The organism is Marinomonas sp. ATLA20 (assembly GCF_057180105.1).
In genome coordinates this window covers 174,046-200,808 of sequence record NZ_JBXUKU010000003.1, presented here as the reverse complement: position 1 = coordinate 200,808, position 26,763 = coordinate 174,046, and the positions used below count along the sequence as shown (strand labels likewise).

Genomic DNA, 26,763 nt, shown 5'->3' with positions numbered 1-26,763 from the left:
CTTTATGATGACACGCCGACATTTTCGACTCTTTGTCTTTTACCCATTTGCAGCTCTGACTGGTGTAACGACGGCTACTTGGCTGGCTGCGCCATTTGTCGCTGAGCACTATCTAACCACTTATTTTCAAGAACAAGGCGAAGATGTAACTGTTGGCAAGCTGTCTATTGATTTCTTCCCACCTAAAGTTGATTTGAAAAACATTGTTATTAATGACAAATCGCAAGACACCTTGACGCTTGAACGCGCTGTTTTCGAAGTTGAAATTTGGCCGCTCTTGACTAAAACAGTTCATATCTCAGAAGCCAAAATTGAAGGTTTAAACTTAGTCGTCTCTCAAAAAGAGAAAGATTGGATTGTTGCCGGTATTAATACGTCCCAATTCATTACACCGGAAGACCAACAAGAACCTGAGCCAGAAGCTGAATCGGAAGAAAATACGAGCGCACCTTGGACCATCAAACTGCCTTCGTTTTCCTTTACAAACAGCCAAGTTGATTTATCTCGCCAGCCAGACCTAAACGTCCCAGCTGAATCCGATAAATTCGTCTTAACAAATTTGTCTATTGAAGACCTATCCGGCCAAGAACTCACTTGGCAAGGTGAAATAGCGCTATCAGCCCTCGTCAACGAAACAACACTGTATTTAAATAGCCAATTTGACTACTCACCAGAACAAGCCAATGCTGACGTCGATATTAAAAACACACGATTGCTAATAGAAAGCTTTCGTCACTTCTTACCTTCTCCATATAACGAAGGCAAAGGCCAACTGGATCTCGCAGCAAATTTTCAATTTACTCAGCAGCAAGTTAATGGTGCACCTACTTTTGACATCAAAAACCTAACCCTAAACACGCAAATTGAAAACCTAGATTTACCGTTAGGAGAGCAAGACAAAGCCTCTACTAAATCTACAACACTGGCACTTTCAAAAGCCAATATAAACTTTGTTTCAGCCGATCAGCTAGCGGCGGCGGGAACGCTTAACTTACAATCTACACAATCATTCTTTGCGCAGGCCGATATAGCCGCACAATTTGATCAGCTAACTCTAAACACGCCGTTCGATGTTAAACGTGATAAACAGGGATTAGCAGCAAACGGCAATCTTGATTTACAGCTAGAGCAGCCTCTATTTACTCAAGCTGAACAAAAAGCACAGCTCGATACACTTACGCTTAAAACACCCTTCGATATCAAGCAGAATGAGCTTGGATTAGCCGCCAGCGGTGACCTTGACTTACAGTTAGGAAAATCCCTATTTGCACAAGCGGAACAACGCGTACAGTTCGATAATTTGACGTTGAACACACCTTTCGATGTCAAACAAGATAAGCAGTCGGGGCTGACCGCCAACGTGGCCTCTACAACACTGGACATGAATGCACTTTCTCTATCATCAGAAAGCCTTGCCGTGCAAAACAAGCAGCTACACATTGCATTAAACGATGTCGCTTTTACTATGGATAACAATGAATCTCTTACTGCTTCATTGCTCGCCGATATTCAAAGCAAAAACCTATCAGTACAGCAAGCTGGTAACACTGCAAACTACGAAGAATTCAATTTATCTAACACGCTTTCCCTACAAAAAAACAGCGATACGCTTTCGGCTAAAAACAGCAAACTGTCCATCGACATTAAAGAGTTGAAAGGGACACAAAGTGACGAAAAACAATTTTCATTAGGTGCCGCAAAACTGACAGCGGACCAATTGAATGTAGAACAAGCGAATCAGCAGCCTCCTGCAGTAAAGGGTACTAACCTAAACTTCACCAGTGAATCGCTGGACAGCATGTTGACGAATCAGAAGCGCATTGCTTCTTGGAAAAATGCCGACATTAGCGGTCTTTCATTCACTCAGCAAGATAAAGACTTTGATGCTTCATTAGAGCAAGTAAGCATCAAGGATTTAACCGTTTCCGAACAGCTAGCAAAAGAAGGTAGCAAACAAACACTTCCACCACTGGCTCATGTTGGCAGCATTCAAGTAGAGCAATTGAGCGCAAATCAAGATGGCGCGAAAATCAAGCAGATTACGACAGACTCAGCCAAGGCCAGTCTCATTTTGGATACACAGAAACGTATAGAAAATCTCGTTTTTGTCGATGTAGAACAGCAAAAAGCACCTGAGCCAGTGCTCAAAAATCCAAACGTTCCAAGGGAAAAAGACGCCAACAATGCCATTAGCAGCACTCAGGACGGAGAACAGAATCCGGCATTTAAAGCACCTTACTACGTTGTTTTAGACGCTTACGATACTACGGGGAAATCCAGTATCTATATAAAAGACAATAGCATTTCACCAGCACTGCAACGTTCTTTAGACATAGATACATTGTCATTGCGTAACCTAAACACGCAGAAAAAAGATCAAGCCACCGTGTTGGCTTTAAAAGCACGCAATGGCAAATACGCTACGTTAACAAGCGATATCACCATTTGGCCTTTGGCAGACAAACTCACCTTAAAAAGCGACGTCGTTATTCGTGAAGCGGAATTGCCACCCTACTCCTCTTATATTGCCAGCGTTTTAGGCTACCAAATTGACTCAGGACAACTGGATCTAGACTTAAAGCTTAATGCAGATAATGGCGTGTTAAATGGCAACTCGCATATCGTATTAAGGGAGTTTGATCTGGGTGGACGCAAAGAAAGCAGTTCCGCTATCAAAGCGGGCGCTGTTCCACTTAACATCGCCGTCGGCATTCTTAAAGACAGAGACAACAACATTGATCTCGATATCCCCTTGTCTGGTGATATTGAAAAACCAGAATTTGGCTGGCAGGACTTCTTGCTTCTACCAGTTCGGAAAGCATTGTACAGCGCATCAAGCACATACTTAATGCAGACGTTTATTCCTTATGCCAATGTCATTAGCATTGCGCAATTTGCCGGTGATCAACTACTCAAAATCCGCGTAGAGCCTTTGATATTTGACGCAAAAGACGACGAATTAAACGACTCGCAAGACGCCTTTTTAAAACAACTTGTCGCCCTAATGAAAGACAAAAAAGACAGTCAGCTAAAAGCCTGTGGTGTAGCAAGCTATCTCGATCTAGGGCTTGAGAAACCACCAGTATCGATTGATAGTGATACACGGGAAGCCGCCAGCAACCTAGCACAGAAGCGCGCCGATCACTTAAAAGACTATTTGGTAAAAGAAGGCATCTCGTCATCACGAGTTTTCCTTTGCACTCCTGAAGTGGACCTATCTAAAAGCAGTAAACCAAGAGTAGAATTAAACTTCTAAGACCTCTTATTAACCGCTTTTAAAGTACATCAGACTTACCCCAAAAGCCGTGATAGAAAACCACTCTATCACGGCTTTTTAATGTCAAAAATACGCAAAGAAACCTGCGAATCAGTGCAACCTAATCTAGACTTAAACACCCTCCATTGAAAAGCAAAATAAACAGACCATAACTATATTAGAGCGTTTGAAATCCCTATCTGGGACATTTGCTAAACAGCCGACATCCCTTTGTAGCAAAGCAATTGGTCGATGTTTTAAAGACTCACTAAAACATGATCAACATCAAGAGAAGGCTACCCTAACTAGGTTAGTCTTTAACAAAAGCTAGCAAGTATAGGAGGCAATTATGCCGATTGAAGACCACAATTTAATAAACGAATTTCCTGAATATAAAGATGACATCCACCAGCTAAAAATGGACGATGCGCACTTTAAAAGACTTTATGATGAATATAATCACTTAACAAAAGAAGTGGAAAAAATGGAGCAAGAACTTACCCCAGCTCCAACCATGGAAGAAGAAAAATTAAAGAAGCAACGTCTACAGCTGAAAGACACCATACAAGGCTACATTAAAGCATCGAAACTCGCTGCTGAAAAAGCGTAACAACCTGCACCATAAACTCCTTATCAAAGAGCGGCTCTTACTTTAGAGACCGCTCTACTTACTTCCCAATAAACTAGCTCAGATCTTCCAGAAACTCACTTCTCTGCACGTCATTTCTAATACTGCATTAACGTTAAAACGGCCAATTTTGTATTTTGAAGCTTTTATAAATTCATTCTCATTTGAAAACGAATATCATAAACATTACCATACGCAGCTTATTCACTGACACTTGGTTTACCTATGACCTTAAGAACCACCTTAATGATGATGCAAGCCTGTGGAGCGCTTGTTTTTTCTACTGTGATTTTTGCCGAAAATACCGCCAATGACATCACACAAGACAGTTATCTCAATGATGGAGATAACAACGTTAAGGATGGATCCAACATAGAACTTCAGACTCTTCAGGTACAAGGCCGCGCACTGTCTTACTACAAGGAAGATGAAGCAGCACTTGCAACTCGCACCGCCACGCCGATTGATGAAACGCCTCAGTCTATTCAAGTGGTGACAGAAGCCTTGATTGAAGACCAAGCCGCACGACAAATCACAGATTTGTATCGCTCAATATCTGGCATGTCGCAAAACAACGTATCCACTGTAACCTTACGCGGCTTTAGCCAAGACGAAGTCTTGTACGACGGCCTTAAAGGCGACCCATTTGGTGACTTCTCTATTCCTCAACTGTTTACCATTGAGCAAATACAAGTCCTCAAAGGCCCATCTGGCGCAATCTACGGCGCGGGGGAACCTGGCGGTGTCATTAACTATGTAACGAAAAAACCGACTTATGAACAGAAAAACACCCTCAAAGTCAGCGCAGGTAACAAAGACTTCCTAAGTGGTAGCATCGAATCCTCAGGCCCAGCCAATGAAGACGCCTCGCAACGCTACCGTGTTGGAATCTACTCCGACGGTCAAGATTCCTACCGAAACAATGTGGAAGAAGAAAACCAGATTATTGACCTTGGTTATGCTTGGGACATCGATGAAAACAACACTCTTACCGTTCAATACACAGACATTCATCAATACATTTCTGGTGCCCGTTTACGAGGCATTCCAACCGATGACGATGGCAACTTCTTAGCGGATACTTCTTGGAACAATAACGAAAAAAGTGATTACCAAGAGCTCGATGCACAAGTCTTTCAGACTCGCCTAGACCACAGCATCAACTCATGGCTGGACAGCAACCTCTCAGTTCGTTACTTCGAAAACACCGAAGCCCAGAAATATCATGAAATAAACAAACTGATAGATAGCAATAGCGATGGCACTGCAGATACCACGCAACGACAATATCGTGACCAAGTCCGTACTCGCAAAGGCATTACGCTTGCAGGTAATTTAATCGCCGAATTAGGCGATCATACTCTGCTAGTCGGAAGCGACTATTTCCACCAGAAAAATAGCTTTCTATACAGCTATGCAAACAAAGCCGATGGCGTTTCTAATCTTAGCCTAACTAACCCTATCTACGGCCAAGATGATGTTAATACCTACACCATGAACTTAAAAACCGATGAAACCACAACAACGGATCAAATTGGTTTGTATGTTCAAGATCAATGGAAAGTAACCAATCAACTAGACTTGCTCGCTGGCGCTCGTATTGATCGGATTGAAGAGAAGTACGACGGTTACAAGGTAAAAACAGGGACCACAAAAGCAGACTACAACGACACCGGCTACTCCAGCCGAATTGGTGCTACTTATAAAATCAATGACAACTGGAAACCTTATACCTCGTTCTCTACTGGGTTCGTCCCACAAGACGCCGCAGACCAACAAAAATCAGCCGATGGCCGCTTATTTGACCCAGAAGACAGCAAACAAATTGAAGTCGGTGTTCGCAGTTATTGGTTTAACAACCGCTTAAACGTAAACCTAGCGGCTTACCACATCACCCGTGAAAACATCCTACAAGAAGACCCAAATGACAGCGACTTGCTGGTTTCCTTTGGTAAAGTTCGCAGTCAAGGGGTTGAGCTAGATGTCATGGCAGACATAACCCCTCGTTGGGTAGCCAACCTAAGTTACGCTTACAATGACACCATCGTAGAAGAAGCGACTGACGGCATTCAATACGCCAACGGTGATCGTTTTGCTAATACGCCTTATCACCAGCTCGGTTTGTGGACACGATACGATTTCCCAAGTATCACTTCCTCTATTGCCTTTGGAGCCGACTTCGTTAGCGACCAGATAAACCGACAGGGCCAAACCGTAAAACCTTACACCGTCTACGACATGTCATGGCAGACACAATGGCAAGATTGGCGATTCCAGCTAAACATCAAAAACTTGCTTGATAAAGAATACGCTGTCAGCGGCTTTACCGAAAAAATTGGTTCATTCGTCGGCGAACGTCGTCGCGTTTACCTCTCGGCCGCGTACGATTTTTAATCAACAAAAGTGAGGGAATAAAACCCGCCAAACCCTCCCCCACTAAAAGGCTGGGAGGTAGTGAATTTGCGACAAAGTAACAACCCCATCCTAACCTTCCCCTTAATAAGGGGAAGGGACTGGAACATGCCCTTAGCTCCTCCCCCTGCCAAGGGGGAGGTTGGGAGGGGGTTTTGCTCGTTTGACTACCCGTAAAACACCTCATTCCAGATAGGTATTTTGACCTAGATCAAACGGGTCTTAATTAGACGTTTAATCCCGCCCTTAGAGCTTGAGTTCGATCAACACGCAGGTAAACTCCGCCCGTTTTGATCGATCGGTGAACCTCATGTCTCAAGAAAAAGCCTTCATGCCAGAATTACTCTCTCCAGCAGGTTCGTTAAAAAACCTGCGTTATGCCTTCGCCTATGGCGCAGATGCCGTTTACGCTGGGCAACCGCGCTACTCTTTAAGAGTACGCAATAACGAGTTTGACTTGGAAAAGCTGGACATTGGCATTAATGAAGCCCATGAGCTGGGTAAAAAGCTTTATGTTGTCAGCAATATTGCACCTCACAATGCAAAGCTGAAAACCTATCTGCAAGACTTAGCACCGGTGATTGATCTAAAACCAGACGCGCTCATCATGTCCGATCCGGGCTTAATCATGATGGTTCGTGAAGCCTTTCCAGATCAAGCCATTCACCTTTCAGTGCAAGCCAATGCGGTCAACTGGGCAACCGTGAAATTCTGGCAGCAACAAGGCATTTCCCGTGTCATTTTATCTCGTGAGCTGTCACTGGATGAGATCGAAGAAATTCGCCTAAAAGTGCCCGATATGGAACTGGAAGTCTTTGTGCATGGTGCGTTATGCATGGCGTATTCTGGTCGCTGTTTATTGTCTGGTTACATGAACAAGCGTGACCCAAACCAAGGCGCTTGCACCAATGCTTGTCGTTGGGAATACAATGCCCACGAAGCGACACAAGATGACGTAGGACAGATCATCGCCAGCAACGGCTCATCGGTACAATATCAAGAACCTTCAGTGCAAATCCAACAACCAACAGATCAGCTCTTTTTACTGCAAGAACGAGGTCGTCCAGACGAATACATGCCTGCATTTGAAGACGAACATGGTACTTACATCATGAACTCAAAAGATTTACGTGCCATTCAACACGTTGAGCGACTCGTAAAAATGGGCGTACATTCTCTAAAAGTAGAAGGTCGAACAAAGTCTTTTTATTACTGTGCCAGAACCGCACAAATCTATCGCAAAGCCATTGATGACGCCGTCGCGGGTCGCCCATTTGATGCCAGTCTCATGAGCAGCTTAGACAACCTAGCAAACCGAGGCTACACCGATGGTTTCTTACAACGCCATCGTCATGTGGAGCTACAGAATTATGAAACTGGCAACTCCATTAGCGAACAGCAACAGTTTGTTGGTGAAGTCATAGCAAGCAACGAGAATTCGCTCACAATCGAAGTAAAAAACCGCTTCAGTGTGGGAGATTCTTTGGAATTGATGACACCGCAAGGCAATGTCACTTTTCAATTAAGCGAGTTAAATGACAAACAAGGTCGCCCTATCGACGTGGCAAAAGGCAGTGGCCATGTGGTTTCTATTCCTTGTCCCCAGGGTATCAATGCTTCAATGGGCATCTTGCTAAGAAACCTACCGGAAGGACAAACCACTCGCCAACCTCATGCTAGCGCGACGGCATAGAGACAAAGCAATGGCACTATTAATCAACGATCGATGCATAAACTGCGACATGTGCGAACCAGAATGTCCGAACGACGCCATCACTATGGGCGCGAAGATTTATGTCATCGATCCAGATAAATGCACAGAATGTGTTGGTCACTACGACCAACCCACCTGTGTCGCCGTCTGCCCTATCGACTGTGTTAAACCCGACCCTGACAGACGCGAAACAGAAGAAGCGCTATACGAGAAGTTTGTGGAAATGCATTTTGATACCAGCGTTTAACGCCCTACCAATATCAAACACACCTTAGATAGCAGGCAAGTTCTGCGCTAACCATTGCTGGAATTGTGCTTTCGGTAATGCACCCGACAAGCGAGCCACTTCTTTGCCATGATGAAAGATCATCAAAGTAGGAATAGAACGAATATTAAAGCTGCCCGCTGTAGTTTGATTCTCTTCGGTGTCTAACTTCAAGAAACAGGCTTTTGTCGACATGTCACCCGCGACTTGCTCGAAAATAGGCGCGAACTGCTGACAAGGCCCACACCAAGACGCCCAAAAATCGACAACCACAGGTAAGTCATTGTCGTTGATGTAGCGTCTAAAATTATTATCACCACCCATAATAGGGCTAGTTGAGAGTACGGGCTTTTTACACTTGCCACAAAGAGGCTTATTACCCAGCTTGTCTTTCGGTACACGGTTCTTTGTTCTGCAGCTTTGACAAACGATTTGGATCGGTGAATTGGTCATTTTGAGCCTCGTGATTAAGTGCTTTCATTCATAAACAGAACGAGATTAAATCGAAATACTGCGTGCTTGCCAACCTTGAAAATAAAAAAAGCGAATCATTTGATCCGCTTTTCTTTGCCTTAGTAGCCTAATTAAACTCACACCACTAAGCTATTCTTCTACATCCGCATGAGCTTCAGCTTCAAAGCTTTCCACCTGCTCGAAGTTCTCCATCCAAAAATAGGAACTCACCAAGCTAAACTGACGGGTTGTACCTTCGTCTGCCACTTGCTTAAGCTGCCAAACAAGCCCAGGCGCTTCAGGGAAGTGCGTGCCTTTAATTTGGTCTTCGTATAAACGATTAATCAGCGCATCATCGCCTTGCCCATTCGCCAATAAACGCACAATGGATGAATGCAACGACTCATCAAATATCGCCATGTCTTCTGCATGACCCGCGGTTACTGTCAGCGCAAGCTCAACGCCGGTAGGATTCGCAAAAATACCATTGAAGGCTTCGCGTAATAAACCATACGCATTAAAGAAACGCTCGTGTAGCAAGCAGTCGGCATACTCTTCCCATGAACGATCATCCACCATATCGTGGCTGACTTGGTCTATTTTACCTTCTGCCAATTCTGGAAATAAATGCGTCATTACGGCCTTGGCGGCGTCCGCAGGTCCAAGATCATTTAACGACATCATGCACATCTCGCGCAGCTCTGCCGCATCCATCTTCTCTACGTCATCCTCGAAATCCATAATGCTCAAAAGAGCACGATAATCTTCGTCAGACCACGCGTTTGGAATCTTGCTAATTTTCTTAAAGGAATCGATTTGAACGGAAAACGTAACTTGCATCTAGCACTCCTATTTGAACGCCATATTGCAGGGAATAACACAGATATAGGCGTTGTAATTAGCCAATAAAAGACCTTAAAAAATGAACAGGTCGAACAACCAATGTACAGGGTGTAGAAGCAAGATGCTATGCATAGGAGAAAATGTTTTAAGTCGTGTTCTCACAAGACATTACAGCGGCACACAAAAAAACAAGATATAAACGAATGACTAATAACGCCTGCATCGGAGGCAAGCATCCTAACAAAAGATGCTTTTTCACCCATATACTTAGCTCTCTTCCACTCTTGTGGTGCAACGTAAGCACCATCACGAAACTGTCGAGCAATTAAGCTCGCTCCCTCCTAAGAAAGTGCCTCATAAAAGCGCAGGATGGTATTAACAACATAGACCACAGGACAGACAAAACCAACACAAAGAAAGGCACAGTTAATATTCCGCCCTCAAGCTCTACATTAAGCAAAAAAGCAGTTAACAGAGAAAGTAAAAAACACAAAAATGTCATGGGATTGGCTGGCATAACATATATCTTCGGAAGATACCTAGCGGCCAAAAGCCACATCAACCAGGTAGGAGAAATCGCCAAAACCAACATAAAAATGACTAAAAGCACCACAAGCAAAATGTCCAATCTAAAATCCCTCTATCAGCGACACTAAATATCTAAAAGCACCCAGCTTATCCATTTAAAATTTACCAAGAAGCAAACTAAACAAGACGTAATAAAGTATATGCTGAGTTTTGTTATGCTTTCAGCTAACTTGGTATGACTTTCACTCATTCACCGAATCACTAAAACGCAAGCGTCATCATTCCGAACGCCACGACCCCAAATAAAATAGGCAAGCCCATGGATCGCGTTCGCGTCCACACACCGTAAGTAACCAGTATCCCGACGCCAGTCGCCAACCAAGACAAGGTATCAGAATGAGTCGGTACTAAAGAAGTGCCAAACATCGCGGCGATCATGGTTGGGCCTAGTATAGTTAACCAAGTCGGCATTGAGCCAACGCCGTCCTCTGTTTGCCTTTTCGCCAAACTTCGTTTCATCCAAAGATATGGCAATAGACGAATTAAATAGGTACCAATGGCAATGCTAGCAAGCGCCAGCCACATAGACATTTCCATACTTATTGTCCTCCCATATCGCGCTGATTTTTCAGAGCGTAGAACAAGGCTGCGCCACACAAAGCCGCTAACGGAATAGCGACATTTGGGTAACCTGACACTTTCAAAATAACAGCGCTAACAGCAGATAAAGCGATCGTTAATGTCCACAAGCGATTATTACAGCGCGGCACAATTAAAACGAAAAACAGAGCCGGCAGAGCAAATGGCAAGACCTCATTGATTAATGGCCAACGTTGCGTCAATTCTCCACCCGCAATAGCACCCAATGCGGTTCCAGCAATCCAGCTCAACCAAGCTAATACCGCCGCTCCTGTGTACCAACCTATCCGTGCCTGATCTGGGAGCTGCGGCAAACGTGCGTGAGCCAGCGCAAAAATCTGATCCGTCAAACCATGCATTAATGGCAGCCACTTCTTATCTTGGTTTAAGTAAGGTGAGAGATTTGGACCATAAACAACATGTCGAGCGTTGATTAGCAGTGTCATGATGACCACAAACCATAACGGCGCGCCAGAAGCCGCCATAGCGACAAAGAGAAACTGTGACGCGCCTGCATAAATAAAGGCTGAAATCAGGATAGTCTCTAACACACTAAAACCCGACTGAACGGAAATCAGACCAAACGAAATCGCCACAGGAATGTAACCACCTAGCAGAGGAATCGCGTCTTTTACACCTTGTTTCCAAGGCGTTCCTGCAAGAGTTTGAGTTGCTGTATTCATGACTGTACCTCCTGTATGGCATCGTCCTGTTTAGTATCAGACTGTTTCGCATAGGTAATGACCATCATTAACGTCGCCCATGAGTCATCAGTTTGATAACAGTGCGGAACATCGGCCGCAAACGTATGCGCCTTGCCAATCTCTAATTCGTGCAGATCATTACTTTCACCCGCCAACAATTTTCCGCTGATCAAGGTAACGGTTTCCGTCGTGCCAGCAATATGCGGCTCTGACTGCTTAACCGTATTTGGTGCACAAGACATCCAATACACATCGACCCGTGGATTCCCCTCACCTTGATCGATCAACCTAACCTGCACACCGTTTTCACCCAGTGGCGACTCCACACTGGCAATAAGATCACCAAAAGGAGCATCCAGTTGAACCGCCAAACGCCAAATGGTTTCTATCGTTGGATTGCCCTCACCCTGCTCAATACGAGACAAATTAGACTTCGCCAGCCCAGCATCCAGCGCCAACTGAGACAAAGACAGCCCCTTTGCCATACGCAACGTTTGTATAGTTCGACCTAACGAACCGAGAATAGGTTTATTCATAGTGCATCTCAAATTGTTCTTTATATAGAACGTTCTATATAAAGAACAGAAGAAAGTCAATGAAATTGTGGGAAATGGAGTGGGATTAGAGGGAGGAAACTTAGGAATACAACACGCGTGAATGGAGTCGAAATCAGGGTCAAAGCTCAGCGCCAAGCAGCGGCGCGCGTTAGCGCATCCAGCCCGAAGGGCGATGCTGCCTTTGCTTATTAAGTGTTTTATAGTCCAGAGTATTTACCATCAGAATCAACATAGTCTACAGCTTCTAAGAACCACCTACCGCTTTCCTTAATTAATCTGTACTCATAATCCGCAACAAAGTCATTGCTATCAGTATGCTGCGTTATGATTTTTGCTTTATCACCATCGATCTCTTCTTTCAGAATAACTTCATGCTCTGAGTCGTGTGAAGAATCAGACCCAAATGCTATAGGCTGAGCCTTAAAATTGGGCTTGCAGTATTTAAAAATTATATTTTTATGATAGAGGCTTTTGGCCATGTTCATGGCTTCGCCAGTATACTCAACTTCAGCTTCTGAAAGGCTATGCGCCTTATCATTCCATTTCTGGTAGTCACTTATAAATGACTGTACTAGGGTTCTAGGTGTATCCATATCATTTCCGTACATGAATGTAGAAAAGAAAGAGATTAATATAACTATAGCCTTCTTAAACACTAACTTCTCCAGTTTGACTTTGACACTTAACGCTCAAATCAGCCGCGCGTTTTTTGCGTCGGCTGCATTTTCTTGTTAGGGCTGATTAGCCCCCGTAGCTCCCTGTATTCACGTTTAATGCACCTATGAACACTTAGCCTTGTTGGTTTTGGTCTGGACATTCTTTCTGTTCTCACTGGATCACTGTATAAGTGCTCTAGGTAGTCTCCACACCCATAGGATTGAAAATAATCCATTGTATTTATTTTAGGCAGAGGGATCAGACAGCCTTCCGATTTGCTGTAGATAGCTCCCTTAACTGGAAACAAAGATAGAAGATCACGCAGCTTGTTATCAAAAGATACAAACATCGGTATAAAGTATCGGCCATCGCTAGTCTCGGTCATAGAAGTAATTAGTTTCTCCATAAATCTAGGTGCGGCCATGTCCCAAGCAATATTATCAAGCTTCTTGAGGAGACCCGACATAGGCATACCTTTCTGTATTTTATTCAGGATTCCAACACTATTCCTATTCAAGAAGTACTTATGTGCAATGATTGATTCCCTATCAAAGTAAGCTCCGACTACTTCGTGAATATAATCAAAGTAGTCGGCCATTTTATTTTTTGCATTTCTATTTGATGAAAGCTGAATTTTCACCATTCCGATTAACTGCAACAAAATCAGTCTTTGGACTAAAACGAAATCCAGGATATGTTCCTTGCCCATTTCAGATGCGTAAAAATCGTGAGCGAAATTTATAGCTCTACGAGCGGCATTACAGTACGTAAATATAGGCCTAGGGTTTGACGTTTTCTTATATTCCTTACAATCAATGCTTCTAAATATCTGTAGACTTACTAAATTCGACCTAAAATCTTTATCAAGTGACTTCCAAAACGATATTTTTGAACCTTCTTCATTGCCAATAAGATTGATGACGCTCTTTACATTCTCAACCATATAAAACAAAGAGTCGAAGTTAAGATCATCATGCAGAATACCATCAATCAAAGGAATGACTTTATTTTGCATTTCTCCGAGCGGCTCGCCTCGAACCAACTTATTTATATAAGAGGCAATATTGGTATCAAGCATCAAGGTGTAGTCAATACCAAACTTCACCTCATTTAAGCTAAACATATCTCTTAATAGGTCATCCTCAAGGAAGTAGATATGTTCAGACTCAAAATAAGGGACAAGATAATTCAGAGGAGTTTTAGTGTACTTCTTGACTGACGGTGGGAGCGCACTGCGCTTATAGGAATCCAAGCAAACAATACCCACTAAATCTGGATGCTGTGCTTGCATAGTTGACCATGCAATTAATGCATCATCTGGTGTTTTGGCCTTCGATAAAATGGATGCGCATAGCTGTACGTCCTGATGTTCAAATGCTTTCATTAACCTTCCTTGAACTGAACTATTATTGCCCTAACGCCCCATTAAGAGGCAAAAGATAGTTGGTTAAAATAAGCGACGAAGGAGCAAAAACCAACTGTTTTTTTGTCCTGCTTTAATGGCTTGTTATGTTACTTATTACGCTGAACTAACTTTATACTCTTTAGCTTTTTCATTAAATGTAAGCTCAATATGTTTAGGATAATTATTTCCAACGCTCTCTAACATTTCTACTAAAACTTTTAGCTGAATATAATACAGTTTTTTCTTTTTAGTCCTATCTGATGCTATGTAAAAGCCAACAAGTGATTTACCTACAGGAACAAATGGTGCAAATATAGAACTATGAATAAATTGATTACAAATATCCCAATAGCTAAGAGATTCTTTTTGACCAGCATATAGATCATAAAGCTCAGGGAATTTATGCTGATTTAATAATGTAATAGGTTTGTCGTTGGCAGGATATATAGCTAACTCAACTTTAGTATTTTTTATAGCATCCGTAACTTTATTTGACTCCATCAATTTTCTCAAGGCAAACAAGCCCAAGAAGACTTCTTTCTCTAAAGTAAACAGGGATCTTTCAGACCACTTTTTTTGATTATACCTTTTCGCCAATTTTGCTGCGATTTTCAAACATTCTTGTTTCCAAGGTACAGAATCTGAAATCAACGACAATCTCCATTTAGTAACATAACAATTAAGGGTTATACGGCAGCGTAGCTGCGGTTATAACCCACTGTTGAACGGCTGCGTTGTCTATATAGGGGATTTGCTTTTTTCATGGTAGGACTTCCCTGTTATATAACTCGCTAAATACCAACGTTTGTCTGGACTACGCCGCTTCAGATGGTCTTTGATCGCCGCTATATTGGTTCTTCATTTGCTCTTTTGTAGCGCGATTTGATCCGCGAGGCAAGCGATTCCCTCAGGCCTTATGACCTGATCTGTTTTTATACTCTGATCTCTCCGTGTGCTAACGCTAACTGCCATTGTCCCATGGCAGCATGATGCGAAGCCGTTCTGTCACTTTGCTATTAGAGACGTCGCCAAGATAAGTTACAGTACGTTCTCCACAAGCAGGACATGAACAACTTGATTCAGCCGTCTTTTCACTGTCTTCCTTGGTTTGTCGCTCGTACATGTCTAATTGCTTATCCACCCGCTTCTTCACTTTGGCTCTTATGGCATTAGACAAACAGCCATAATGCCGGATGCGCATAAAGCCCCTTGGTAACACATGGAGTAAAAAGCGCCTTGGTAACACATGGAGTAAAAAGCGCCTTACCAGTTCTTGTGGCGTGAGTGTTAAAAGCGACTGCTTGCCGGAACGATAGTCTCGATATTGAAGGCTGATTTTATTGTTATTCCACACTTGGAAACGATTGTTGGATAAGGCTATTCGGTGACTGTACCGCTCCAAGTAACTAACTAATGTCGAGCGGTATTCAAGCACCGATTTGCAATAAACAACCCAAGGCTTTTGCATCAAAACATTCAGTAGCTGACTCACTTCCGTTTGGGATAACGCTGGCAGTAACCCTTCGCTAAAAGCGGCTCTTAGTTGACTGACCATGGCACCTCTAAAACAATTTGATAACAGTTTCACCGGAAGAAAATAATTTTTCCTCAGACTATGCCAGCCTTGATGAAAGCGGCGGATCACGGTCGTACCTTCCTCATCCGCCCTACGAAAACCAGCATTAACGATGCAGTCAGTTCGACGCGACGAAGTTGCGCGACTTTATGGAGTTTCAGGGTCATTGTTTGAAGATGTATCTCTTACTAAAAGAACAATCTATGCCTTACGATAAAAGTCGTGTTGCTAAACGCTACCTTAAACAAAGTGAATGAGACGTTTGGGCGATAGCCCGATGAAGAGACCTTTTGGTTACTTTTATGGATCTGGATAAAAGTTACCCGCTCAGCAGAGCGGAAAAAAGGTTGGGAATACAAAGCGTTTGAATGGAGCCAAAAGTACGAAAAGAGATTGATTCCCGCCTTCGCGGGAATGACTGGGTTTAAAGCTCGATGACTCTTGAGTTGTCGCCGAGGCGACTCCCAACGTGACTGACAAGGATTAGGATATCTGGTTTGTAGTCATTCTGTAGCGAGTGACAAATCGTTTCTATGGTGGCTTTGTCGAGTCCGTCGAATGGTTCGTCTAGTAGTAAGACGGGAGAATGTCTTAGCAGCAGCCGCGCTAACGCGAGGCGTTTGCGCTGTCCGCCGGAAAGATTACGGCCTTGGGAGCTGAGTAAGGTGTCTAGGCCATTGGGTAAGTTGCGTGCCCACTCGCCTAGAGCGACGGCTTCTAATACCGCCCAGAGTTCGTCATCGCTGGCATTGGGTTTACCAAGCAGCAAGTTGGCGGCGATGCTTTGTTGGAAGATATAAGGCGATTGTGGCAAGTAGCTTAGCTTTGCCTGATAGGTTGGGTTGTTGTATACAGGGTATTTTTCGCCATTAATAAAGGCTTCTCCAGAGGATAAACAGTCACCGGCGATGGAAGCAAGTAAAGTGGATTTTCCTGAGCCACTTGCACCTCGGATCCAAACAAATTCACCATGGTTTACTTTAATATCAGTAACTTGGCTGCCCAAACCACTAGGAGCATGATAGCCGCGCCATTGTTTAAACAAGAGTTGTTCGATCTGTGGGATCGACTGCTCTGACATTGGCTCAGTATCGTGGTGAAGTTGGTTAAGTCTGCGTAAGCCAACTTGCGACTGGCCTTGCGCAACGAAGGATTGTACTAAGGGCAATACCAGTTCATTCACTGCCAATAAAGATAAAACAAAACCCACGACCCAAGTTCCCTGCACGCCGTCTATTAAGGTCCAGCGTTGGGTTTCTGGGGTAAAGGCACTGAGTAGATAGAAGCTGCTGGCGATGAGCAAGATGGTCACACCATATGATAACAAACGCCCAAGGCTCACAGCCTGCTGGATGCGAATTTCTGTTTTTCTTTGGCGTTCATCCAGTTGATCAAGACGCTGTGCGTAGTCTTCCCAGTGGCCTCGAATGGTTAAGGTAATCAGTGCCGAAAAAAAACTAACAAAGCGGCTACGGCGATGTACGCCAAGTATTTGCCCAACGTGCACCGCATGGCTAGCAAAATGCCCACATACATAAGGCACCACGAAAACATGAAATAGCGCAGCAATAGATAATGGCCACAACAAGGCAGGCAGAATGAAATAGGCCAAAATCGCCACGCCAGCATAAGCTAATAAGGCGTATATCCAAGGCAAAAACACCACCAAGGGCCAGCGAATAATTTGATCCAAGTCGCTGACTAGGCGCTGTAGCAAGTCGCCACGGCTTTGTTGATGAAGGTTCGCAGCATCTTTGGCAACGCGCTGATCCCACACCCAAAGGCGCAAAGTTCGCAGCAAGCCTAATAAATGATTATGGGCAGTCACTTGTTCGCCATAGCGGCCTGCGGTTCTTAGGATCGCAAGCCCTCGAACAATGGCGCCTGGTGTTAGATAGTTAAATACGATACCCACCCCCATGGCCGTTGCCAAGCCTGCCGCGGAGATGAACCAACCAGAAAGCCCCAACAAGCCAACGCCCGCTAAAGTCGCAGCCACGCCGGTTAACAAAGGAATCACAAAACCCCAAGGGTTTGCCAATAAAAGTCGCTTAAGCGAGAGCTTGGCGGTTTTCTTTGCGTGACTGCTCATGCAAGCCTCCTTTGGTTAGTGCCCAATGTTTGTCTGCCCATGCAATCGGATGTGTATCATGACTGACGATCAATAAAGTTTTACCTTGAGATGCGCTTTTAAGTGTGTCGAGTACCGCTTGAGCGGTTTCTTTGTCTAAGCCAGAACAAGGCTCATCAAGTAACCACAAATCGGCTTTTGATAATAAGGCTCTGGCAATAGAAAGACGCTGCATTTGCCCGCCAGAAAGCCCTGCTCCTAATTCGGTTAGTTTGGTATCTAACCCGTCGGGAAGCAGCTGTATAAATTCGTCGCACTGGCTTTTTATGAGCGCTGTTTGTATCTCTTCTTCATTTGGTAGCCCTGCGCCCTCTTTGCCACCCAGCCCTAAGAGTAAATTACGACGAATGCTGCCGTTTACCCATTCCGGTGTTTGTGGCAACCAAGCCAGTTTGGCTCGCCAAGAAGCCAAGTTTAATTCTGGGAATGGCTGACCATTGATCAAGCACTGCCCATCAAAGCCTTCTTCAAAACCTAGTAACAAATGCAATAGACTGGATTTACCCACTCCCGATTCACCACTCAGCCAAACCCGTTCGCCCTGGGCAATATTGGCCGTAATTGGCGCGAGTCGATAACGCCCCTCTTCCTGCCAGCTCAAGTCTTTGAATTGAATAGATTTCAACGTATTTAAAACAGCTAATCCAGTGTTCTCTTGGTGTGAAGTGGATGCATGCACTGGTGTTTGTAGGATATCTAACAAATCCGTCGCGGCGGCTTCGGCTTTTTGTTTCGCATGGTAGTCATTACCAAGCTGACGTAGCGGCAAATAAAATTCCGGTGCAAGCAACAGAAGGAACATAGCTTGCGTCAAGGTAACGGGGGAGCTGCCCACTTGCCATGGTAAGATTTCTAATAAGCCAAGCCCTAAATACAAGGCAATCATGGCGATAGACAATGACGCGAAAAGTTCTAACGTAGCCGTTGATAAAAACGCTAATACCAAAACCCCCATGGTTGTCTTTTGGTATGAAGTAGCACTGTCGGACAAACGCTCGCGTGCTTCGCCAGTTCTGTTAAGGCGTTTGAGTTCTGATAAGCCTTGGCTTAAGTCCATGAACTGATTGGACAACATGGCCAAGACATTGAATTGACGACGGTTGGCTTGCGCCGCTTTATGACCCACAAAGATCATGAAGATAATGACCAAAGGCGCGGTCATCATGAAAACAAAGAAGGCGATCCAAGAAATAGAAACAACAGACAGTAGGATCACACAAGGAATTAGGGTCACCATAAACACTTGTGGTTTATAGCGACTAAAAAAATCGTCTAACGCATCTACTTGTTCATAAACACGAGTAGAAAGCGCCGCATCTTCTTCTATTCTTAGGCGCGCTGGCCCAAGATTTGTCAGATGCGACACCAATTTACGTCGCAAGCCGTAACGAATATCGCGGCTTGCGCTGGTGCAAATACGTTCTCGGCCAAAGTTCGCCAAGGCACGTAGTAATAGAGCAAATAACCCCAAGACTAAAAGAGACAAGGAAAAAGACTGGTGTAGCGCCATGTCTGAAAACACATTCGCTAACGCCCAAGCCTGTAGCACTAAAGACACGGCAAACAACACACCAAAGCCTTGAGCAAGACGGTACTTTGATGATTGCTGATTCGCTAACTGATCTAAAAACACGGTTTCCGGTGTTTTAATTCGACCAGTTCGACGGGCCTTTTGTTTTCCCTTTTCTCGCGTCATAAGGCTTACTTCTGCTCCTCTTCACCTTCGTAGCCGCTAAATTCTAACCATACGGCATTAACAATACCGAACGAACAGGCTAACAATACGCCTAGAACCCAAGCAAAATACCACATAACTTATTCCTCTTATTGCTAGAAGACAGAGCCCAAAGCGCTCTATCTTCTATATCAATGACTAGTAAAGTGAATGATTGTTTTCTTCGATGTGTTTCTTAGTCAGACGACCATACATCACAAAGTAGTTCCATAACGTGTAAGCCAGAACAATCGGTACGAAGATACAAGCCACCACAAACATAATCATCATGGTGTTTTCACTAGACGTCGCATCCCACATAGTCAAACTCATGTTTGGAAAACTTGAAGACGGCATCAAGAATGGGAACATTGACCCACCAGCTGTCACGATAATGCCAGCAATGCCCAGTGATGAACTCAAGAAAGACAAAGCGCCTTTTCTCATCACAGCAGTCAGTGCCGCCACCAGCATTCCAGCAACACCAATGATTGGAGCTAACATAAGTGCTGGCACTTTTTCATAGTTCACCAACCAAGCACCAGCTTGAACTTCGGCTGTTTTCATCAAAGGTGTTACCACTGCATTGCCATCGATAGCGCTGGTTAAGACATAACCATCAATACCGTAAGCCAACCACACACCCGCTAAGATGAACAACACAGCAGCTAATGCACCGGTAATTGCCGTGATACGACTGGCTTTTACAAGTAGCGCATCATCTGTCTTCATTTGTAACCAAGCACCGCCTTGCGTCATTAGCATTAACAAGCTGACCAAACCACAAAGAATCGCAAATGGGTTTAGCAGAGCAAAGAAAGAGCCAGTGTAAGTTGCACGCATGTATTGATCAAATTCGAACGGCACGCCTTGCAACAAGTTACCAAACGCCACACCGAAAATGATTGGCGGAACAGCTGACCCAAAAGTGATTCCCCAGTCCCAGCTTGTACGCCATTTAGTATTTTCGAGTTTAGAACGGTAGTCAAAGCCGATTGGACGGAAGAACAACGCGGCCAATACCAACAACATTGCAAAGTAAAAGCCAGAGAACGCTGTCGCGTACACCACAGGCCAAGCGGCAAATAACGCACCGCCTGCTGTAATAAACCAAACTTGGTTGCCGTCCCAATGAGGGGCAATCGAGTTGATCATGATACGGCGTTCAGAATCCGTACCACCGATCACTTTAAGCAGACTGCCTACGCCCATATCAAAGCCATCAGTCACAGCGAAACCAATCAGTAAGACACCGATCAATACCCACCAAATCACTTTTAATAATTCGTAATCCATCTTATACCTCCTGCTTTAGCTGAGCCGTTTCTTGTTCAAGTGCGTAACGCCCAGTATGCAAACTAGAAGGGCCTTGTTTCGCAAAGCGAATCATCAAGTACATCTCAGCAATTAGGAACGCTGTGTAAAGAAGTCCGAAGCCTGCAAGGCTGATCCAGATCTCTGTTGCTGTTAGGCTAGAGACCGCAACATGAACCGGTAATATTTCACCAATAGCCCAAGGCTGACGACCGTATTCCGCAACAAACCAACCTGCTTCATTGGCAATCCAAGGAAGTGGCAAACAAATCACGATAAATTTCAGGAACAAAGGACTTTGACCAATGCGACGACGCGCGTTTTGGTAAAAAGCAGCAGCGAAGACAAACAGCATTAGGAAACCACAGCCGACCATGATGCGGAAGGCAAAGAACAATGGCGCAACTTGCGGAATAGAGTATTCAACCGCTTGATCGATCTCTTCAGATGTCACTTTGTTCATGTCTTCGTTGAATGCTGTTACCAACAATCCGTAACCAAGATCGTCTTTTACTTTCTCGAAGTTTTCTTTTACTAGCGGATCCGTTGAACCGCTGCGTAACTTCTCAAGCAACTGGTTGGCATAAATACCATTGATAATACGTTGGCGGTTATGCTCTTTCAGCTCTTTGATGCCCGTTACTTCTTTGTCGAGAGAGCGTGTTGCGATCAAGCCCATTAGCCCAGGAATTTTGATAGCAAATTCGGTTTCTTCAAGCTCTTGGTTCGGGAAGCCGATTAAGGTGAAGTCTGCTGGTGCTTCTTGTGTTTCCCATTCCGCTTCAACCGCTGCTAATTTCACTTTTTGCACTTCGCCTAGCTCGTAACCTGATTCGTCACCTAGAAGGATAACGCTCAAGATAGACGCTAAACCAAACGCTGAAGCGATAGCGAAAGAACGGCGAGCAAACGCAAGGTCACGGCCTTTCAATAAGTAGTAGCTTGAAATAACCAGAACAAACATCGCCCCTGTTGTATAGCCAGCCGATACAGTGTGAACAAATTTCACCTGCGCCACTGGGTTTAATATCAAAGCACCAAAGTCGACGAGCTCCATACGCATGGTTTCGTAGTTGAACTCTGATCCTACTGGGTTTTGCATCCAGCCATTGGCGATCAAGATCCACAAAGCTGACAAGTTAGAACCTAGCGCTACGCCCCAAGTCACCATTAAATGTTTCACTTTACTGAGGCGATCCCAGCCAAAGAAAAATAAACCAACCAATGTCGACTCAAGGAAGAAAGCCATCAAGCCTTCAATGGCCAAAGGGGCACCAAAAATATCGCCGACGTAATGAGAGTAGTAAGACCAGTTAGTCCCGAACTGGAACTCCATTGTCAAACCCGTTGTTACACCTAGCGCAAAGTTAATACCAAAAAGTTTACCCCAGAACTTAACCATGTCTTTGTAGACTTGCTTACCCGTAATGACATAGACAGACTCCATGATTGCCAGTAAGAAAGCCATCCCCAGTGTTAAAGGGACAAACAAATAGTGGTACAGAGCAGTGAAAGCAAACTGAAATCGCGATAATTCCACTACAGCTTCGTTAATCATATAACTTCAACCCATTCATTTGATTGAGAAAAAAGACGATCGTAGACACTTATTTGATTGAGTGTTCTTGTTATCCAACGCCCACCGAAGCCTCAAAACATTTCAAGGCTTACTATAAGTCCAGATTATGAGTGCAGAAGCGATCCAAAACATTGCGTTAGATCAAGATAAAGAGAGTGAAAGGAATAAGTAGTAAAAAAGGTTGTTTTAAAGAGGTAATGAAAGGGTTCTAAAACATGAGGATAAAAAACCAAACATGATCATGGAGGCTGTGACGCATTTCGTTCAGCCTCCATGATTGCTATTTATTGGGCTATCTCTTTAGCTATTTTTTCAAGACTGTTTCTAAATATACCTTAGCGTCGTCTTGCCCCATGTATTTTGCCAAAATAGACAGAGGCACTTCTTTTAAATTTACCACGATCAGGCCATCCAATGAATTATGAAAAGCTGGATCTACATTAAAGCACACCAGCTTACCGTTCATTTTTAAGTACTGACGAATCAATACGGGCAAACCTTTGCCCTGTTCCATTCGCGATAAAACTTTAGAAAGCAAGGTGACACTCGCCAAGGAAGACAACAAATTAGGCTGCCAAAATACCGACCCACTGTTGCGCAGTGGCGTCGATGGCATCACCAAGCTGGCTTTCTCCTTATCGTAATAATGAATCGACAAGGTTGCGGCGATCAATTGACGTGCCGTATGGCTGTATTCATTACTGATGCTGACAGGGCCAAATAAATGCGTATATTTTGGGTTGCGAGAAGCAAAGGTAGCAATCCCCTTCCATAGCAAGAGCAGCGAATTTAAATTCTTTTGATACTTAGCCGCGACAACCGATCGACCCATTTCAATGCTGTGATCCAGGCTATCAATAAATGCTTGGTCATAGTTAAACAAGCTGCGCGAATACAAACCTTTTAAGCCATGCGCTTCAATAAGTTTATCCACCAGCCCCATTCGATAGGCCCCAACGACTTCTTTATTACCATGATGCCAAACAAACAATTGATGGTAGTAAAGGTCGTATTCATCCACGTCACAGGCCAAACCACTTCCCTCGCCCACCGCGCGGAAGTTTTCTTCGCGGATACGGCCAATGTCTTGCATCAGCAAGGGGATAGATTGCGTCGGAGCGCAATAAACACTGAACTCGCCTTGCTCCACCAACAGCATATCGCCTGGCAGATTAGCAATTTCACTCTCTAAAAGACTCGGATCAATCGGCTCGATGATGGGCAAATCTTTGTTGTCATCTTGGACAATCGATTCCTGAGCATGTTGAGGGCTCATTAAATAGGTATTCAAACGTAAGTAGCTGACAAGGTCTTGATTGCTTTCAAACTGGCTCACTTCCGCAAACGGTATAGCACTGCCGATAGAAATCTCAATGACTGAGGATTTTTTATTAAGCAGTTCTCGGCCCAACATAGCGGTTCGTAGCAAAGGATGGATACGACCAGCTTGATAAAACAACTCGCTATTTTTGCCATTAATAAAAATCGGCACCGTCGTCGCTTCGCTGCGCTTTAAGAAATTAGCGACCGACTGACTCCATTCGATGTCGGCTAACGCCTGCTTTTCTATCGACTTTTCTGCTGACTGATCATTAGATTTTTTCGGATAAGTGGACACTTCCCCTGCAGGAAAAACAATTAACACGCCGCCCTCAGCCAAATGGCGATGAGCATCTCGAATCGCCTTGCCATTGGTACGTTGCGCCGATTTACCGCCAAACACATCCACGCCAATAAATAAGTCACTGATTTCTGGCAAACGCTTAAGTAACTCATTGGCCAGTACTTTTACATCACTGCGAACGCGTCCAACTAGGTCCGCCAAGACCACACCTTCAATCGCGCCAAGAGGATGGTTGGCAACAATGACCACAGGCCCATTTTGGGGAATATTCTCAACAGCACCTTTAGCAATGGAATAATCAATGTTCAACGCTTCAAGGGTGTAACGCATAAATTCAAAGCTGGTCTGGCTGCTGGGCCTTTGTTGATACAAGCGATCTAATTTAGCGAGTCCTGTCGCCCATTCAAGAACGGATTCTCCAACGCCAAATGGCGTGATTCTTTTTAAACGAAAAGGACTGGCCAACATAATCAAACTCCGCTCTTGATAATTTTGTTTAGGATGCCTTGTGAATTTTTAAGATCCCGAAGCGATAAAAACACCGCACATAACCAAACCAAACACGCCATGATAAACAGCAAACCACCGTCATTGCCGACTACTTCACCGACTGCGTTAAACTCAGGCATCACCACGCCAAGCGGAGTAAACAGGTGAAAAATAATCGCACCAGTCATTATCCCCACCGCCATCAAAGCCCCCAAACCATGCCAACGGGTAAAGAGCAAAACCGCAGCAATCAGTTCGGCCACCCCAATAATGTAACCACCGTAATGACCGAAGAATTCTAAGCCTGACCAAGCACCCAACACGCCGAAGATATGGTCGGTTTCGTAGGAACCAGTGAATTTAAAAAACAGCGACTGCACAAACACAAAGGCGATAAACACCGTTGGTACATATTTCACAATTTGCTTATTCATTTTATTGACCTTATTTATAAGTATTATTTTTTACCGATCAGGCTTGGCCAATTGGCATCCGCTTGTTTGATGTGCAACGCAGGATCTTGATCCCACTTGCGTTTGATGTTGTCGTCATAATTCAGATACAGCTTGCCATCGACCACGGCCCAATTTTTTGGATCAGAAGAGGCGAAGTCGTTCTTGGCAGACACAGCCCAAGCGCAATAGCCACCATATTGCGGAGCGTATTTTTCCGGTTCAGCTTTGAACATATCGAGATGCTGTTGCGAGGCAAAATACCAATCAGCGCCTTTATATTCAGTGACGAACTTGGCACTGCCTTCGACCGGTTTTTGGTCCGTAAAGTAAGCAACCGTGTCATAGCCGCTAAGTGCTTTATTACTAAAATAGCCGGTGTAAATTTCATCTTGCGCAAACGCCAGACTGCTCATAAACAAGGCTAAAAACATCATTAAACGTGTCATATAAACTCCTAAAGGGTTATTAAAAGTGAGAACGAGTTAAAAGAGAGCATCAACAAGGGGAACCTTCTCTTGAAAATGAGAGTCTTGAAAGCAAGGGTCTTGAAAACAATAACGCTGTGCCGCCAGCGCTTCTGGCGTTAAATTAGAGCAAGGCGATCCGGCCACATAGCTCATTTGAAAATTGTCTTTTGCGACCTGAATGCGAGTAAAACTAACGGTTTGAGCGTCTTCTCTGTGCATACAAACCGACAAGTGAGAATGTTCAGGATGATGCTGAGAGTGAAACATCAACAAGTCATTCGCTGTTTTTGTTGCAAGTTCGTTATAAATAGATTGTCGATAGGCAACCGCGCTTTCTAACGCTACCGCAGAAGAAAAATGCGGTGATATGGCGTAATCAATAGCGACGCTTTCACCATCCCATTGGAATTCCCGCACCTTGTCACAGCCCAATTCAAAGGCCAATAAAGTAAAAGGAGCAAACCGTTGAAGATCCAACAGGTCAAACTGCAGCTCGACTTGGCTGATACTTGTCGCACTGGATAAATGCTTTAATAACTGCCCACGACTAACCAGCTCACCGGCTGGCTTGTGGCCTTGATAGTTATTCAACAAACAAAGCGACAGCCCTTGCTCGTTCAAACTGATCCAACTGCCTTTACCGACAGGATCCACTGGCATCAACACCTGAACACCCTGTTGTAAAAAGAACTGAGGTGGCAACGCTGGTGCACGTTCTTTTTGTTCATCACGATTGAAAAATAATTGATAGCCTGATTCATCAATCCACCATGAAACCGAACACATAATTATTGGCCTCGCAAAAAAGTGGCGGTGGCGGGTGCAATACCAAAATCATCATCGATGGTTTTATGCATTAAACTGGCTGCGACTTTTACCATGGCAAAATGGTGATTGGCGTGCAGCGCCGCAAAGGTAATTTCGCGTTCCAAGGTCGAAGACATGAGACAGGCTTGCGTATGCGAAACAGAGACTTCGGTCAAAACATTCACGCTTTTCTTAAGCTCTTTTTCCGATAAGCCAGTAAGCCAGTTTGTCAGCTCGTCGATTTCAACTAAGGCAACAGAGCGCGATGTTTCCACCCTATGACCACGACGTCGCTGGTTGTAATCAATCACAATGCCCGCCCGATGAATGGCATGAAAAACATCCAGCCAATGACGAAAGTGTTCACCGATAGAGCTGCTGACATACGGTTTCGTCGACGTTTGATAAGACTCGTCATCTAACATCTGCAAACAACGAGAAGCCTGAGCAAACACCTCAAGACAACCTTGCACCGTTGGCACATAGGTCGCTGCGGGGAAGTCACTGACTTGTTTTTTTTTCAATACCGATTGCATAGGTTTTCCT

23 protein-coding genes and 1 pseudogene are annotated in these 26,763 nt (G+C 44.3%); 5 read left to right on the top strand and 19 right to left on the bottom strand.

Annotation, left to right across the window (positions count from 1 at the left end):
* The first annotated feature begins 4 nt into the window (after positions 1–4).
* The 5 genes from AC2A4J_RS07330 to AC2A4J_RS07310 all read left to right on the top strand — a co-directional run bounded on the left by AC2A4J_RS07330 (position 5) and on the right by AC2A4J_RS07310 (position 8,257).
* Positions 5–3,256 carry a DUF748 domain-containing protein gene (locus tag AC2A4J_RS07330; RefSeq protein ID WP_484175497.1) on the top strand — a complete coding sequence of 1,084 codons (3,252 nt, stop codon included), beginning with the start codon at positions 5–7 and terminating at the stop codon, positions 3,254–3,256.
* 349 nt (positions 3,257–3,605) lie between these two features.
* Complete coding sequence (locus AC2A4J_RS07325) at positions 3,606–3,866, top strand: HP1242/YdcH family protein (RefSeq protein WP_255825547.1); 261 nt, start codon at positions 3,606–3,608, stop codon at positions 3,864–3,866.
* A gap of 243 nt (positions 3,867–4,109) precedes the next feature.
* The gene (locus AC2A4J_RS07320; RefSeq protein ID WP_484175496.1) at positions 4,110–6,278 is read left to right on the top strand and encodes a TonB-dependent siderophore receptor; all 2,169 of its coding nucleotides are present in this window, start codon (positions 4,110–4,112) and stop codon (positions 6,276–6,278) included.
* Between the two features lie 328 nt (positions 6,279–6,606).
* Positions 6,607–7,989, top strand: a complete 1,383-nt coding sequence (gene trhP / locus AC2A4J_RS07315) for a prephenate-dependent tRNA uridine(34) hydroxylase TrhP (protein WP_484175495.1) — start codon at positions 6,607–6,609, stop codon at positions 7,987–7,989.
* Between the two features lie 10 nt (positions 7,990–7,999).
* A complete protein-coding gene (locus AC2A4J_RS07310) occupies positions 8,000–8,257 on the top strand; it encodes a YfhL family 4Fe-4S dicluster ferredoxin (RefSeq protein ID WP_114411839.1) in 258 nt (85 codons plus the stop codon).
* Positions 8,258–8,281: 24 nt separating this feature from the next.
* Here the strand turns inward: AC2A4J_RS07310 and trxC are convergent, their stop codons facing one another.
* The 19 genes and pseudogenes from trxC to AC2A4J_RS07215 form a co-directional block, all read right to left on the bottom strand.
* Complete coding sequence (trxC, locus tag AC2A4J_RS07305; protein ID WP_484175494.1) at positions 8,282–8,728, bottom strand: thioredoxin TrxC; 447 nt, start codon at positions 8,726–8,728, stop codon at positions 8,282–8,284.
* Between the two features lie 150 nt (positions 8,729–8,878).
* Positions 8,879–9,568 carry a hypothetical protein gene (locus AC2A4J_RS07300; RefSeq protein ID WP_441806374.1) on the bottom strand — a complete coding sequence of 230 codons (690 nt, stop codon included), beginning with the start codon at positions 9,566–9,568 and terminating at the stop codon, positions 8,879–8,881.
* Positions 9,569–10,360: 792 nt separating this feature from the next.
* Positions 10,361–10,696, bottom strand: a complete 336-nt coding sequence (locus tag AC2A4J_RS07295; RefSeq protein ID WP_484175493.1) for an AzlD domain-containing protein — start codon at positions 10,694–10,696, stop codon at positions 10,361–10,363.
* 2 nt (positions 10,697–10,698) lie between these two features.
* The gene (locus AC2A4J_RS07290) at positions 10,699–11,421 is read right to left on the bottom strand and encodes an AzlC family ABC transporter permease (RefSeq protein WP_484175492.1); all 723 of its coding nucleotides are present in this window, start codon (positions 11,419–11,421) and stop codon (positions 10,699–10,701) included.
* Entirely contained in the window at positions 11,418–11,978 is a 561-nt protein-coding gene (locus tag AC2A4J_RS07285; protein WP_484175491.1) for a helix-turn-helix domain-containing protein, read from the bottom strand. Before AC2A4J_RS07285 ends, AC2A4J_RS07290 begins: the two co-directional genes overlap by 4 nt.
* Positions 11,979–12,196: 218 nt before the next feature.
* The gene (locus AC2A4J_RS07280) at positions 12,197–12,592 is read right to left on the bottom strand and encodes an NTF2 fold immunity protein (RefSeq protein ID WP_484175490.1); all 396 of its coding nucleotides are present in this window, start codon (positions 12,590–12,592) and stop codon (positions 12,197–12,199) included.
* 101 nt (positions 12,593–12,693) lie between these two features.
* Positions 12,694–14,040, bottom strand: a complete 1,347-nt coding sequence (locus AC2A4J_RS07275; protein WP_484175489.1) for a hypothetical protein — start codon at positions 14,038–14,040, stop codon at positions 12,694–12,696.
* Between the two features lie 135 nt (positions 14,041–14,175).
* Positions 14,176–14,712: a hypothetical protein gene (locus tag AC2A4J_RS07270; RefSeq protein ID WP_484175488.1), complete on the bottom strand. Its 537-nt coding sequence runs from the start codon at positions 14,710–14,712 to the stop codon at positions 14,176–14,178.
* Positions 14,713–15,022: 310 nt separating this feature from the next.
* Positions 15,023–15,688: pseudogene (locus tag AC2A4J_RS07265) on the bottom strand (transposase); the annotation flags it as partial.
* Between the two features lie 373 nt (positions 15,689–16,061).
* Positions 16,062–17,729: an amino acid ABC transporter ATP-binding/permease protein gene (locus AC2A4J_RS07260; protein WP_484175487.1), complete on the bottom strand. Its 1,668-nt coding sequence runs from the start codon at positions 17,727–17,729 to the stop codon at positions 16,062–16,064.
* Positions 17,689–19,464, bottom strand: a complete 1,776-nt coding sequence (cydD, locus tag AC2A4J_RS07255) for a thiol reductant ABC exporter subunit CydD (protein ID WP_484175486.1) — start codon at positions 19,462–19,464, stop codon at positions 17,689–17,691. Before cydD ends, AC2A4J_RS07260 begins: the two co-directional genes overlap by 41 nt.
* A gap of 5 nt (positions 19,465–19,469) precedes the next feature.
* A complete protein-coding gene (gene cydX, locus AC2A4J_RS07250; RefSeq protein ID WP_110573853.1) occupies positions 19,470–19,580 on the bottom strand; it encodes a cytochrome bd-I oxidase subunit CydX in 111 nt (36 codons plus the stop codon).
* Between the two features lie 61 nt (positions 19,581–19,641).
* Positions 19,642–20,778, bottom strand: a complete 1,137-nt coding sequence (cydB, locus tag AC2A4J_RS07245) for a cytochrome d ubiquinol oxidase subunit II (protein WP_484175485.1) — start codon at positions 20,776–20,778, stop codon at positions 19,642–19,644.
* 1 nt (position 20,779) lies between these two features.
* Positions 20,780–22,354 (bottom strand): cytochrome ubiquinol oxidase subunit I, encoded by a 1,575-nt coding sequence (locus AC2A4J_RS07240; RefSeq protein ID WP_484175484.1) that lies wholly within the window; start codon positions 22,352–22,354, stop codon positions 20,780–20,782.
* Between the two features lie 325 nt (positions 22,355–22,679).
* Positions 22,680–24,467 carry a lysophospholipid acyltransferase family protein gene (locus AC2A4J_RS07235; protein ID WP_484175483.1) on the bottom strand — a complete coding sequence of 596 codons (1,788 nt, stop codon included), beginning with the start codon at positions 24,465–24,467 and terminating at the stop codon, positions 22,680–22,682.
* Positions 24,468–24,469: 2 nt separating this feature from the next.
* Complete coding sequence (locus AC2A4J_RS07230; RefSeq protein ID WP_484175482.1) at positions 24,470–24,922, bottom strand: hypothetical protein; 453 nt, start codon at positions 24,920–24,922, stop codon at positions 24,470–24,472.
* 23 nt (positions 24,923–24,945) lie between these two features.
* On the bottom strand, positions 24,946–25,389 hold the full coding sequence (locus AC2A4J_RS07225) for a YHS domain-containing (seleno)protein (protein WP_484175481.1): 444 nt from the start codon (positions 25,387–25,389) through the stop codon (positions 24,946–24,948).
* A gap of 36 nt (positions 25,390–25,425) precedes the next feature.
* On the bottom strand, positions 25,426–26,196 hold the full coding sequence (locus tag AC2A4J_RS07220) for an NRDE family protein (RefSeq protein ID WP_484175480.1): 771 nt from the start codon (positions 26,194–26,196) through the stop codon (positions 25,426–25,428).
* Positions 26,197–26,198: 2 nt separating this feature from the next.
* Positions 26,199–26,753: a hypothetical protein gene (locus AC2A4J_RS07215; protein WP_484175479.1), complete on the bottom strand. Its 555-nt coding sequence runs from the start codon at positions 26,751–26,753 to the stop codon at positions 26,199–26,201.
* Positions 26,754–26,763 lie beyond the last annotated feature (10 nt).

Bases quoted from the DNA above. Each gene is read 5' to 3' on its own strand.
- AC2A4J_RS07330 (WP_484175497.1), top strand. From the start codon at position 5: ATGATGACACGCCGACATTTTCGACTCTTTGTCTTTTACCCATTTGCA.
- AC2A4J_RS07325 (WP_255825547.1), top strand. From the start codon at position 3,606: ATGCCGATTGAAGACCACAATTTAATAAACGAATTTCCTGAATATAAA.
- AC2A4J_RS07320 (WP_484175496.1), top strand. From the start codon at position 4,110: ATGACCTTAAGAACCACCTTAATGATGATGCAAGCCTGTGGAGCGCTT.
- trhP (WP_484175495.1), top strand. From the start codon at position 6,607: ATGTCTCAAGAAAAAGCCTTCATGCCAGAATTACTCTCTCCAGCAGGT.
- AC2A4J_RS07310 (WP_114411839.1), top strand. From the start codon at position 8,000: ATGGCACTATTAATCAACGATCGATGCATAAACTGCGACATGTGCGAA.
- trxC (WP_484175494.1), bottom strand. From the start codon at position 8,728: ATGACCAATTCACCGATCCAAATCGTTTGTCAAAGCTGCAGAACAAAG.
- AC2A4J_RS07300 (WP_441806374.1), bottom strand. From the start codon at position 9,568: ATGCAAGTTACGTTTTCCGTTCAAATCGATTCCTTTAAGAAAATTAGC.
- AC2A4J_RS07295 (WP_484175493.1), bottom strand. From the start codon at position 10,696: ATGGAAATGTCTATGTGGCTGGCGCTTGCTAGCATTGCCATTGGTACC.
- AC2A4J_RS07290 (WP_484175492.1), bottom strand. From the start codon at position 11,421: ATGAATACAGCAACTCAAACTCTTGCAGGAACGCCTTGGAAACAAGGT.
- AC2A4J_RS07285 (WP_484175491.1), bottom strand. From the start codon at position 11,978: ATGAATAAACCTATTCTCGGTTCGTTAGGTCGAACTATACAAACGTTG.
- AC2A4J_RS07280 (WP_484175490.1), bottom strand. From the start codon at position 12,592: ATGGATACACCTAGAACCCTAGTACAGTCATTTATAAGTGACTACCAG.
- AC2A4J_RS07275 (WP_484175489.1), bottom strand. From the start codon at position 14,040: ATGAAAGCATTTGAACATCAGGACGTACAGCTATGCGCATCCATTTTA.
- AC2A4J_RS07260 (WP_484175487.1), bottom strand. From the start codon at position 17,729: ATGAGCAGTCACGCAAAGAAAACCGCCAAGCTCTCGCTTAAGCGACTT.
- cydD (WP_484175486.1), bottom strand. From the start codon at position 19,464: ATGACGCGAGAAAAGGGAAAACAAAAGGCCCGTCGAACTGGTCGAATT.
- cydX (WP_110573853.1), bottom strand. From the start codon at position 19,580: ATGTGGTATTTTGCTTGGGTTCTAGGCGTATTGTTAGCCTGTTCGTTC.
- cydB (WP_484175485.1), bottom strand. From the start codon at position 20,778: ATGGATTACGAATTATTAAAAGTGATTTGGTGGGTATTGATCGGTGTC.
- AC2A4J_RS07240 (WP_484175484.1), bottom strand. From the start codon at position 22,354: ATGATTAACGAAGCTGTAGTGGAATTATCGCGATTTCAGTTTGCTTTC.
- AC2A4J_RS07235 (WP_484175483.1), bottom strand. From the start codon at position 24,467: ATGTTGGCCAGTCCTTTTCGTTTAAAAAGAATCACGCCATTTGGCGTT.
- AC2A4J_RS07230 (WP_484175482.1), bottom strand. From the start codon at position 24,922: ATGAATAAGCAAATTGTGAAATATGTACCAACGGTGTTTATCGCCTTT.
- AC2A4J_RS07225 (WP_484175481.1), bottom strand. From the start codon at position 25,389: ATGACACGTTTAATGATGTTTTTAGCCTTGTTTATGAGCAGTCTGGCG.
- AC2A4J_RS07220 (WP_484175480.1), bottom strand. From the start codon at position 26,196: ATGTGTTCGGTTTCATGGTGGATTGATGAATCAGGCTATCAATTATTT.
- AC2A4J_RS07215 (WP_484175479.1), bottom strand. From the start codon at position 26,753: ATGCAATCGGTATTGAAAAAAAAACAAGTCAGTGACTTCCCCGCAGCG.